The following is a 1,239-nucleotide window of genomic DNA, read 5'->3' on the forward strand; positions in this document are numbered from 1 at the left end:
TTATGTTCTCCCCAAACAACCACTTTTCCTTTTACGCTTCGGCAAGCACTTCCCGAGCCCAAACGCGCCAAGAAAGAGGCTTTTTGATAAAAATAATCTTCAGTCATTTCTGGGTTTAACGCTTTTTCCAAACTCATTAAATTCATTGCCAAAGCTGCAATTCCTGAAGCTGACGAAGCAATTCCGGAACTGTGTGGAAAAGTATTTTGGGTATCAATAGTAAATTGATATTTCTTTAAAAAAGGCAAATAAACCAAAACTCTTTCAAAAAATTGTTGGATTTTTGGTTTGAAATCTTCTTTCGGTTTTCCTTCAAATAGTAAATCAAAAGAAAAAGTATCTTGGTTTTGTTTTTTGGCGAAAGCCAATTTGGTAATCGTTTTGCAATTATTCAAAGTGAAACTCACCGAAGGATTGGCTGGAATTTGTTTGTCTTTTTTTCCCCAATATTTAACCAATGCGATGTTGCTTGGCGAACTCCATTGAAATTTTCCTGTTTCTATAGAATGAGAGTATGGTGATGGTATAAAATCGTTTGCTGAAAACATCAATTTAAAATTTGGGCAAAGATACTGATTTCTTTCATTTGTTGAATCGGTCAAAGTTTTGATTAAATTTGAAAAAAATTAAACGATGAACAAGATTTCCAAAATTCTAGTTGTAGTGGTTACGTGTTTAGTGGTAGGCTATTTTTCAGGTATAATCACACGTTCGGCAATAACGACTTGGTATCCCACATTGGTAAAACCTAGTTTTAATCCGCCAAATTGGATTTTTGCCCCCGTTTGGAGTATGCTTTACATTATGATGGGAGTTGCGGCAGGATTGGTTTGGAATCGTATGGAACAAGAAAAAGAAGCGGTCCAAAATGCCTTGGTTTTTTTCGCCGTTCAATTGGGGTTGAATGCCTTGTGGTCCTTCATGTTTTTTGGTTTAAAAAACCCAATGTTGGCTGGTCTAGAAATTGTAATCTTATGGTTGATGATTTATGAAACCTTTTCCAAATTTGTTAAAATTAATAAAATTGCAGGTTATTTATTGATTCCGTACTTGCTTTGGGTGAGTTTTGCAACGGTTTTGAATGCGAGTATTTGGTGGTTGAACCAATAACTTTCAAAATTTTATAAAATAAAGGAAGCTCTTCAATTGGAGAGCTTCCTTTATTTTTGGGTATTAGTATTTGCTTAATTTGGCCAATCGCATAAAATCTTCGGCCTTTTCGACCATATTATAACTACC

1 protein-coding gene and 1 pseudogene are annotated in these 1,239 nt (G+C 34.9%); one reads left to right on the top strand and one right to left on the bottom strand.

Going from position 1 to position 1,239, the window contains the following annotated elements; translation table 11 throughout:
* A pseudogene (locus tag EKL98_RS16410) lies at positions 1-548 on the bottom strand (diphosphomevalonate decarboxylase); the annotation flags it as partial.
* An 85-nt stretch (positions 549-633) separates the two neighbouring features.
* Between EKL98_RS16410 and EKL98_RS16415 the strand changes: the two are divergent.
* A complete protein-coding gene (locus tag EKL98_RS16415) occupies positions 634-1,110 on the top strand; it encodes a TspO/MBR family protein (RefSeq protein WP_126563189.1) in 477 nt (158 codons plus the stop codon).
* Positions 1,111-1,239 lie beyond the last annotated feature (129 nt).

The sequence above is a fragment of the Flavobacterium bomense genome (genome assembly GCF_003970355.1).